Here is a 9,174-nt window from a genome sequence, read left to right as displayed (position 1 = left end):
TCGCCCGGCGCATGGACCGGATGTACCGCCACCAGCGGCACATCTATGACCTGACCCGCCGCTATTATCTCCTGGGCCGCAACCGGCTGCTCGACGAGATCCCGGTCGAAGCCGGCGACACGCTCCTGGAGATTGGCTGCGGCACCGGCCGCAACCTGGTCCGCCTGGCCCGCCGGCACCCGGAGCTGATCATGGTCGGGATCGACGCGTCCGCCGCAATGCTGGGCAGTGCTCGCGAGGCCGCCGCCCGTGCCGGGCTCGCCCACCGGATCCGGCTGGGCTTCGGCATCGGCGAGCAGGCGGACGCCGGCTTGGCCGGCCATCCCGCCGGCTTCCGGCACGTGGTGTTTTCCTACGCGCTCAGCATGTTCGACGAACCAGTGGCAGCACTGGACCGCGCCATCGCCCTGCTGGCACCGGGCGGGATCCTGCATGTCGTGGATTTCGGGGATGCGGCCGCGCTGCCGCGCTGGTTCCAGCAGGGCCTCGTCGCTTGGCTCGACCGCTTCGGTGTTCGCCATCGCCCGGAGGTCGCACACCATCTTCGAACCCTGGCCGCGGCGGACCGCGGTCGGTTCGAGCACCGCCCGCTGGCCGGCCGCTACGCCGAGATCATGCGCTTTTGGCCGGCCAACGCCTGACGGGACTCAGGCCGGTGCCGGCAGACCCAGCGCCTGGTGGATATAGGCGCGCACTGCCGGCTGCAGGCCCAGCTTGGCCGAGAGCTGGTTCAGATAGTCCTGCTCCTGGGGCGTGTCGGGCGTGATCGCCAGGGCGGAGGCGGCATAGACCTGGGCCGCCACCTCGATGCTCGGCACTGCGGCCACCAGCACGTCCAGGTCCATGGGCTTGGCCAGCTCGCGCAGCACCCAGTCGCGCTCCTCCGCGTCGGCGCCGTTCTCCTTCAGCTTGCCGACGATGTTGTTCATCTCGGCATCGTCGACATGGCCGTCCGCCTTGGCGGCCGAGATCATCGCCATCAGCATGAGCCGCTGGGTGGACTCGCTGGGTGCCGGGATGTCATCCGGGCTCACCTCTGCCGCTGCCGCCTGGCCTGGCTGGGCGGCCGGTGCTGCCTGGGGCGCCTGGGCGGCTGGCGTTGCCCCCTGGGACTGGCCGAGATTGCGCAGCGCGTTCATGGCGATCATGCCGATCACGCCCATGGCAGCACCGCCCAGCATCCCGCTGGAGCGCCTGCCACCCAGCATCGAGCCGACCAGGCCGCCCAGGCTGCCGGCGCCGACCATGCCGCCCAGGCCACCGGCACCAGCCATGCCGCCCCGCGAATGGGAGGAGTGGCTGCGCCCTCCGCCGGAGAGATAGTCGCTGGCCATCCCGGCGAGGCCACCCAGACCGCCGCCGCTGCCGCCGTGACTGCCGCTCCGGCCGCCCAGCAGGTCGCCCAGGCCGCCGCCCGAGCCGGCGCCACCGCCGCCGAGCAGGCCGCCCAGCAACCCGCCCAGGCCAGGCTGACTGCCGGCACCGCGTTGCATCCGCGTGTGGGCGCCGCGCGCCATGCCGGACTGAAGGATCTGCCCGATGAGATCGCCCGTGTTCATGTTGCCTCCTCGGCTGCTTGCCCAGGGTTCATGCCCTTGATGACCCGTGCTAGCTCCTCGAACCCGCAGCACGGAGGGAGGATCCCATGGCCCGCTTCGAAACCATCGACCAGTTCGACCCGAAGGGGAAGCGGGTGCTCGTCCGCGTCGACTTCAACGTGCCCATGCAGGACGGCGAGATCACCGACGCCACCAGGATCGAGCGGGCCGCGGTGACGCTGAAGGAGCTGATGGGCAAGAGTGCCAGGGTCATCGCCCTGTCCCATTTTGGCCGGCCCAAGGGCAAGGTCGAGCCCGCCATGTCGCTGGAGCCGATTGCCCGGGCGCTGGGCCAGGCACTGGGCGGGGTGGACGTGGTGTTTGGCAAGGACTGCGTGGGCCCCGAGGCCGAGGCCGCGGTCGCGAAGGTCGAGGAAGGCGGGATCGCGCTGCTCGAGAACCTGCGCTTCCACGCCGGCGAGGAGAAGAACCAGAAGGAGTTCGCCGACGCTTTGGCAGCGTTGGGCGACGTCTACGTGAACGACGCCTTTTCCGCCTCGCATCGCGCGCACGCCTCGGTGACCGGCCTGGCCGAGCGCCTGCCGGCCTATGCGGGCCGGCTGATGGAGGCCGAGCTGAACGCGCTGGGGGCAGCGGTCGGCGGGGCGGACCGGCCGGTCGCGGCGCTCATCGGCGGTGCCAAGGTCTCGACCAAGCTCGACGTGCTGGGCCACCTGCTGGACAAGGTCGACGTGCTGGTGATCGGCGGCGGCATGGCCAACACCTTCCTGTTCGCGGACGGTGTGGAGATCGGCAAGTCGCTGTGCGAGAAGGATTTGGCCAGCAACGCGCGGGAGATCGCCGCCAAGGCCAAGGCCAGAAACGTCCGGATCGTCCTGCCGGTCGACGCGGTGGTCGCGACGCAGTTCGAAGCGAACGCGCCGCACCGGGTGACCGGGCTCGATTCGGTCAAGCCCGAGGAGATGATCCTGGACGTGGGTCCCAAGAGCGTGGCCGCCGTGGAGGAAGCGCTGACCGGCTGCAAGACCCTGCTGTGGAACGGGCCGATGGGTGCCTTCGAGGTGGCGCCGTTCGACGAGGGGACCAATGCGGTGGCCAAAGCTGCGGCCAGGCTCACTCGGGAGGGCAAGCTCCAGTCCGTGGCCGGTGGCGGCGACACCGTGGCGGCTTTGGCCCATGCCGGCGTGCTGGAAGAGTTCTCCTACGTCTCCACCGCCGGCGGTGCCTTCCTCGAGTTCATCGAGGGCAAGGATCTGCCGGGCGTGGCGGCCCTGGCACGCTGACCGCGCTTGCCGTCACCGTCCATCACGGTCGGCATCTGGCGGCCGTGGCGGCGGTGGAGTGCGAGTTGAGGCTCGTGATCCTGCCGGTGACCCCGCCGGGTGCGGTCGCCTATGCCGGGCCGGGCTTCTTCGCCGAGCTGGAGCGCCTGCACGGGCGCCGGATCCTCGCGGATTGCGGGGAGCACGCCGGCGACGTGCTGGCCTGCCTGCGCAGCGGCCTGCGCCTGCTGCGCCATGTCGGTCCGCCTGAACGGTACGAACGGCTGGCGGCGATCGCCCGGGCACTGGGCGGTGAGCTGCGTCAGGAGATCGGTCCGCCCCTGCTCGCCATGGATTCGGCCGATGACCTGCCCGCCCGCTGCCGGGCTTGGCGTCGTGCGGCACCGGGAGCCGCCCAGCCCGTTTGACGGCACGACCCCTGCCGTGTTCTTAACCCGCGTGCGGTCCGAGCACGGGGTCCAAAGGCAGAAAAAGGATGCAGACGATGCGCGTTACGCCGGCGGTGAAGAAAATCCTCTCGTACTACGAGAGCGAGAATCCCGGGGTGAAGTCGAACCTGGCTCGGCTGATGATGCAGGGCAAGCTGGCCGGTACTGGGAAGCTCGTGATCCTGCCGGTCGACCAGGGCTACGAGCACGGGCCCGCCCGCAGCTTCGCCGCCAACCCCGCCGCCTATGACCCGCACTACCTGTTCGAGCTGGCCTTGGAGGCCGGCCTGTCCGGCTATGCGGCACCGCTCGGTTCGCTTGAGGCCGGTGCGGACACGTTTGCCGGCGAGCTACCGCTGATCCTCAAGGTCAACAGCGCCAACTCGCTGGCCAAGGGTATCGGCGACCAGGCGGTCACCGGCAGCGTGCGCGACGCGCTGCGCCTAGGCTGCGTCGGCATCGGTTTCACCATGTATCCCGGCTCCGACTACAATTACGGGATGATGGAGGAGCTGCGCGAGCTGACGCTCGAGGCCAAGGCCAGCGGTCTGGCCACCGTGGTCTGGTCCTATCCGCGCGGTGGCATGGTCACCAAGGCCGGCGAGACCGCGATCGATATCGTCGCCTATGCTGCGCACATGGCCGCACTGATGGGCGCCAACATCATCAAGGTGAAGCCGCCCACCGACATGCTCGACCTGGAAGCCGCGAAGAAGGTCTACGAGGAAAAGCAGATCCCGCGCGCGACCCTGTCCGAGCGGATCGCCCATGTGATGCAGGCGAGCTTCAACGGCCGCCGCCTCGTGGTGTTCTCGGGCGGCGAGGCCAAGGGTGCCGATGCCCTGGTCGAGGAGATCCGGCAGATCAAGGCGGGCGGCGGCTCCGGCTCGATCGTCGGCCGCAACGCCTTCCAGCGGCCCAAGGCCGAGGCACTGGAACTGCTCGGCCGGATCGTCGACATCTATCGTGGCGACGCGTGAGCCAGCCGGACCAGGACCAGGCAGACGAAGGCATCGAGGATGATCGGCTCCGGCTGATCATCCCGCTGCCCCGGGACGGTGAGACGGCAGCGCTGGCACCGGTGCTGGCCGGCGGGCGGGTGGCTGCCCTCCTGCTGCCGCCCGGAGTGGACCCGACGCCGGCCCGCCTGCTCGGCCAGGCCCACGGCGTCGCCGTGTTCGCGCGCGATGACCTGCAACAGGCTCGCGCGCTGGACGGGCTCCTGCTGACCGAGCCGGAGCGGACGGCCGAAATGCGCGCCGGCCTGCCGCCGGACAAGGTGCTGGGCGTCCTGTGCAGCCTAGACCGTCACGAGGCGATGGAGGTCGGGGAGGCCGGCGCCGACTGGCTCCTGTTCGGCCGCGCCGACCGGGAGCCGGAGCGCGCCATCGAGCTGGCCGCCTGGTGGACCGAACTGTTCGTCTTGCCTTGTGGCGTCACCGGGCTTATCGAGCCGTCCCACATGGCGACCCTGGTAAGCGCGAAGATCGCCTTCGCGCTGCCGGGGCCGTCCTGCTGGCAGTCGGCCGATCCAATCCGCCTGCTCAGCGATCTCGACCAGGCGGTCGCCGCGGCCGACCCGGACGCCGTCCTTTAAGCGAGTTCCGATCCGTGCCCCGTCGTTCGCCTCATCTCGAAGTCATGGTCCGTGCCGTCGTGCGCGCCGCCCGCGGGCTGGCGCGCGATTTCGGTGAGGTCGAGCAGCTGCAATGGTCGGTCAAGGGGCCGGCCGACTTCGTCTCGGCGGCGGATCGCCGGGCCGAGCAGATCCTGGTCCAGGACCTGCACCGCGCCCGGCCTGACTTCTCGATCCTGACCGAAGAAGGCGGGTTGCGCGAGGGCCGGTTCCCCGAGCACCGCTTCATCATCGATCCGCTCGATGGCACCACCAACTATTTGCACGCCATGCCGCACTGGGCGATCTCGGTGGCCCTGGAGCAGCATGGCGAGGTTACTGCCGGCTGCATCTACGACCCGGTGCGCAACGAACTGTTCGCCGCCGACAAGGGCAACGGCGCCTACATGAACGACCAACGGATCCGCGTCTCGCGCACAGCCGAACTCGATCGGGCGCTGGTCGGCTGCGGCCTCCCGGTCCGCGACTGGAAAGGGCGCAAGAGCTTCCCCGGCCAGTACGAGAGGGTCGCCGACCAGGTGGCGGGTCTGCGCCGCATGGGCGCTGCCTCGCTCGACCTGGCCTATGTCGCCTGCGGGCGGCTCGATGCCTACTGGGAATACGGGATCAAGCCGTGGGACTATGCAGCCGGGATGCTGCTGGTCCGCGAGGCCGGCGGCAAGGCCGCCCGGCTGGAGGGCGACGACCGGCCTTGGGAAGAAGGCACGGTCATGGCGGCCAATGCGGCGCTGGGCGACGCCTTCCGCGACCTCCTCGCCGTCGGCTGAACGCCCTTCCTTCAGGCGGGGCTTCAGGCGGGCGGCTCGACCGCGGGCTGCTGCTGGGTGATGCAATGGATGCCGCCGCCGCCGTGCAGCAGGTCGAGGCACGGGATCTGCACAACCTCCCGGTCCGGGAACACCGCCTCCAGGGTCCGATACGCGACCTTGTCGGCGGGATCGCCAAAGCCCGGCATGATGATCCCGCCATTGGCGATGTAGAAATTCACATAGGACAGTGTCAGCCGGGTCCCGTCTTCCTTCAGACGGGTCTTCGGCTTGGGCAGGGTGACGATTTCCAGCGCGCGGTCCTTCGCATCGCGCGCTGCGCGCAGCGTCTCGAGGTTGCGGCGCAGGATTACGTAGTCGGGGTCGTCGACATCGTCGCACTGCATGGTGATGACCACACGCGGCCTTGCGAAGCAGGCGATGTTGTCGACATGGCCATTGGTCTCGTCATCGGTGAGCCCGGCCTCCAGCCAGATGAAGCTGGACACGCCAAGCATGGCGCGGAGCTCGGCCTCGACCTCCTCGCGCCCCAGGCCGGGATTGCGCGCAGGGTCCAGGATGGCCGTCTCGCACAAGAGGCAGGTGCCCTCGCCGTCGACATGGATGGCGCCACCCTCGGTCACCAGCTCGCTCTGGTAGGCCGGCAGGTTCAGGTGCTCCAGCACCCGCGTCGCCATCGCCGCATCCTCCTCGAAATCCTGGTGCACCCCGCCCCAGCCGTTGAACCGCCAGGCCACGCCCGCGGCATTGCCCTTGCCGTCGATCAGGAAGCTCGGGCAGGTGTCGCGGGTCCAGCTGTCGGACTGGGCCATCGGCAGGATCGAGATGTTCTTGGAGGTGACCAGCGAGGCGGTGGTCATCAGGTCCGGCCGCACGATCATGGTTACCGGCTCGAACTGGGCGATCGCATCCGCGATGTCGGCATAGACGTCGCGCGCCGCCTTCAGCCGGTCGCCCCAGACCTGCGGGTTGCAGGGCCACGCCATCCAGCAGCGGCGGTGCGGCGCCCATTCCGCCGGCATGAAGAAGCCATCGTCGCGCGGCGTGCTCAATGAATGTCCTAACCCGGCAATCCCCACTGCGCGGATCGTGCCCGATGTCATCGCGGTGCGCAACGGCCCCCGCCCCCTGGCCCAAAGCCTGCCGGACGCCTAGGTTGCGCCTGCGAGGAACGCCCAGCGGAGAACCGGAGAGATGAGCCAGAGCGCGGCGATCGAGGCACGGCTGAAGGAGCTCGGGATCGAGCTGCCGACCCCACCGGCGGTGCAGTTCAACTATATTCCCGCGCGCCTGGGTGCGGGGACGCTGTGGATCGCCGGGCAGGTACCGTTCCGGGACGGGCGCATCCTGGTCGAAGGCAAGCTCGGCGGCGGCGTCTCCGTGGAGGATGGGCAGCGGGCGGCCCGCCAGTGCGCGCTGAACGTGCTGGCCCAGGCCAAGGCCGCGCTGGATGGCGATCTCGGCCGGATCAAGGCGACCTTGAAGGTCACCGGCTGGGTGGCCTGCACCCCGGACTTCTTCGAGCATCCCAAGGTCATCAACGGCGCCTCGGACCTGTTCGTCCAGGTGCTGGGCGAGGTCGGCCGGCATGCCCGCTGTGCCATCGGCTCGCCGTCGCTGCCGCTGAACTGCGCGGTCGAGGTCGACGCCGTGTTCCTGGTCGACTGAGCTGCCGTTGCGCTTTCGGGTAAGCGACGGCGTCGCCTCGCTCGATGCCGGGGCCTGGGACCGGTTGGCCGGCTCGGGCGACCCGTTCATGAGCCATGCCTACCTCTCGGCCATGGAGCAATCCGGCTCCGCTGCCACCGACACAGGCTGGCAGCCGCTAGCGGCCGTGGTCGAGGACGGCGACACGCTGCTGGCCGCTGCACCCGTCTATGCCAAGAGCCATAGCTGGGGCGAGTATGTGTTCGACCATGGCTGGGCCGACGCGTTCCACCGGGCCGGCGGCAGCTATTATCCAAAGCTCCAGGTGGCCGTGCCGTTCACGCCGGTACCCGGCAGCCGCCTGCCGGCCAGCACGCCGGAGGCGCGTGACCTGCTTGTGCGCGGGCTGGACGACATGCTCCAAACAACCGGCCTGTCCTCCCTCCATGTCACCTTCTGCAGCGAGGCGGAGTGGACGGCACTGGGCCAGGCCGGATTCCTCCAGCGGCTGGGCCTGCAGTACCACCTGAGCAACCCCGGCTATCGGGACTTTCAGGACTTTCTGGACACGCTGCGCAGCTCCAAGCGCAAGATGATCCGCAAGGAGCGCGAAGCGGTGGCCAGCTCCGGGCTGGTGGTCGAGACCCTGACCGGAGCCGAACTGGGCGAGACCGTCCTGGACGACTTCTGGCCGTTCTACCTGGCCACGGTCGAGAAGCGCTGGGGCAATGCCTATCTCACCCGTGACCTGTTCCGCCGGCTCGGCCGCACCATGGCCGACCGGGTCGTGCTGATGCGGGCGAGGGACGGCCGCCGAACGGTGGCGGTGGCCCTGAACCTGGTGGGCCAGGACGCGCTCTACGGCCGGATCTGGGGCAGCCTGGAGGAGTATCGCTTCCTCCATTTCGAGCTCTGCTACTACCGCGCGATCGAATGGGCGATCGCGCACGGCCTGCCCAGGGTCGAGGCGGGCGCGCAGGGCGTGCACAAGGTCCAGCGCGGCTATGCCCCAGTCCTCACCTACAGCGCCCACCGCATCGCCCATCCGGGCCTGCGCGACGCGATCGCCCGCTTCCTGGCCAGGGAGCGCCGGGCAATCCAGGTGGAACGGGCAGAGCTAGAGGCCGCCCTGCCCTATGCCACGCGACCAGAGCCGGCCGCCTGATCCCCAACAAGGCCCTCCGGCTCATGCCCCCGGGGATCAGGCTCGAAGGATCAGGCGTCGACCGTCAGCTGCTGGTCGTCCTCTTCCTCCTCGTCATCGTCCGCGGCCGGGCCGGGCTTGGGCAGCAGCGCCGGCCCGCCGCCGGTGGGGGTGATCTGGAAGGCGGGCTCACCATCCTCGATCGTCACCACGACCTTGCCGCCCTTGACCAGCCGGCCGAACAGGAGCTCGTCGGCCAGCGGCCGCTTGATCTTCTCCTGGATCAGCCGGGCCAGCGGCCGGGCACCGAACAGCGGCTCGTAGCCCTTCTCCGCCAGCCAGTCGCGGGCGAGGTCATCGACCTCGATCGAGACCCGCCGGTCGGCCAGCTGCGCGCCCAGCTCCTTGACGAACTTGTCGACCACGTTGCGCACGATCGCCGGGGTGAGGCCTGCGAACGGGATCACCGCGTCCAGCCGGTTGCGGAACTCAGGGGTGAAGAGGCGATTGATCGCCTCCTTGTCCTCGTTCTGCCGCACCGAGCTGCCAAAGCCCATCGCCGGCTTCGCCATGTCCGCAGCGCCCGCATTGGTGGTCATGATCAGGACCACGTTGCGGAAGTCGACCGTCTTGCCGTTGTTGTCGGTGAGCTTGCCGTAATCCATCACCTGCAGGAGGATGTTGAAGACGTCCGGGTGCGCCTTCTCGAT

Annotated in this window: 11 protein-coding genes; 8 read left to right on the top strand and 3 right to left on the bottom strand. The window is 69.4% G+C overall.

Annotation, left to right across the window (positions count from 1 at the left end; genetic code table 11):
* Positions 1-641 (top strand): class I SAM-dependent methyltransferase (locus EQG76_RS00670; RefSeq protein WP_235031141.1); only part of this gene is annotated, 641 nt, incomplete at its 5' end.
* A gap of 6 nt (positions 642-647) precedes the next feature.
* Here EQG76_RS00670 and EQG76_RS00665 read toward each other — a convergent pair.
* Positions 648-1,559: a tellurite resistance TerB family protein gene (locus EQG76_RS00665; protein WP_159709678.1), complete on the bottom strand. Its 912-nt coding sequence runs from the start codon at positions 1,557-1,559 to the stop codon at positions 648-650.
* An 86-nt stretch (positions 1,560-1,645) separates the two neighbouring features.
* Here EQG76_RS00665 and EQG76_RS00660 point away from each other — a divergent pair, with 86 nt between their 5' ends.
* From EQG76_RS00660 to EQG76_RS00640, 5 genes are all read left to right on the top strand, one after another.
* Positions 1,646-2,842 (top strand): phosphoglycerate kinase, encoded by a 1,197-nt coding sequence (locus tag EQG76_RS00660; protein WP_159709676.1) that lies wholly within the window; start codon positions 1,646-1,648, stop codon positions 2,840-2,842.
* 65 nt (positions 2,843-2,907) lie between these two features.
* Entirely contained in the window at positions 2,908-3,249 is a 342-nt protein-coding gene (locus EQG76_RS00655; RefSeq protein WP_159709674.1) for a hypothetical protein, read from the top strand.
* Positions 3,250-3,326: 77 nt separating this feature from the next.
* Positions 3,327-4,250, top strand: coding sequence for a class I fructose-bisphosphate aldolase (locus tag EQG76_RS00650; protein ID WP_159709672.1), 924 nt, complete (start codon positions 3,327-3,329; stop codon positions 4,248-4,250).
* Positions 4,247-4,867 (top strand): thiamine phosphate synthase, encoded by a 621-nt coding sequence (locus tag EQG76_RS00645; protein ID WP_159709670.1) that lies wholly within the window; start codon positions 4,247-4,249, stop codon positions 4,865-4,867. The genes EQG76_RS00650 and EQG76_RS00645 overlap by 4 nt, the downstream gene beginning before the upstream one ends.
* 44 nt (positions 4,868-4,911) lie before the next feature.
* Positions 4,912-5,673 (top strand): inositol monophosphatase family protein, encoded by a 762-nt coding sequence (locus tag EQG76_RS00640; RefSeq protein ID WP_235031140.1) that lies wholly within the window; start codon positions 4,912-4,914, stop codon positions 5,671-5,673.
* A gap of 23 nt (positions 5,674-5,696) precedes the next feature.
* On the opposite strand, the gene EQG76_RS00635 is transcribed toward EQG76_RS00640, so the two are convergent.
* Positions 5,697-6,725 (bottom strand): agmatine deiminase family protein, encoded by a 1,029-nt coding sequence (locus EQG76_RS00635; protein ID WP_235031139.1) that lies wholly within the window; start codon positions 6,723-6,725, stop codon positions 5,697-5,699.
* A 142-nt stretch (positions 6,726-6,867) separates the two neighbouring features.
* On the opposite strand from EQG76_RS00635, the gene EQG76_RS00630 reads away from it, so the two are divergent.
* The gene (locus tag EQG76_RS00630) at positions 6,868-7,341 is read left to right on the top strand and encodes a RidA family protein (protein WP_159709666.1); all 474 of its coding nucleotides are present in this window, start codon (positions 6,868-6,870) and stop codon (positions 7,339-7,341) included.
* A 7-nt stretch (positions 7,342-7,348) separates the two neighbouring features.
* A complete protein-coding gene (locus tag EQG76_RS00625; protein ID WP_235031138.1) occupies positions 7,349-8,485 on the top strand; it encodes a GNAT family N-acetyltransferase in 1,137 nt (378 codons plus the stop codon).
* Positions 8,486-8,535: 50 nt separating this feature from the next.
* Here the strand turns inward: EQG76_RS00625 and EQG76_RS00620 are convergent.
* On the bottom strand, positions 8,536-9,174 hold a 639-nt coding region (locus EQG76_RS00620; protein ID WP_159709664.1), incomplete at its 5' end, for an AAA family ATPase.

This window comes from Geminicoccus flavidas, assembly GCF_009806515.1.
Lineage (GTDB): Bacteria > Pseudomonadota > Alphaproteobacteria > Geminicoccales > Geminicoccaceae > Geminicoccus > Geminicoccus flavidus.
The sequence above is the reverse complement of the archived record's forward strand: the minus strand, read 5'-3'. Positions and strand labels throughout refer to the sequence as shown.

Bases quoted from the DNA above. Each gene is read 5' to 3' on its own strand.
- EQG76_RS00665 (WP_159709678.1), bottom strand. From the start codon at position 1,559: ATGAACACGGGCGATCTCATCGGGCAGATCCTTCAGTCCGGCATGGCG.
- EQG76_RS00660 (WP_159709676.1), top strand. From the start codon at position 1,646: ATGGCCCGCTTCGAAACCATCGACCAGTTCGACCCGAAGGGGAAGCGG.
- EQG76_RS00650 (WP_159709672.1), top strand. From the start codon at position 3,327: ATGCGCGTTACGCCGGCGGTGAAGAAAATCCTCTCGTACTACGAGAGC.
- EQG76_RS00640 (WP_235031140.1), top strand. From the start codon at position 4,912: ATGGTCCGTGCCGTCGTGCGCGCCGCCCGCGGGCTGGCGCGCGATTTC.
- EQG76_RS00630 (WP_159709666.1), top strand. From the start codon at position 6,868: ATGAGCCAGAGCGCGGCGATCGAGGCACGGCTGAAGGAGCTCGGGATC.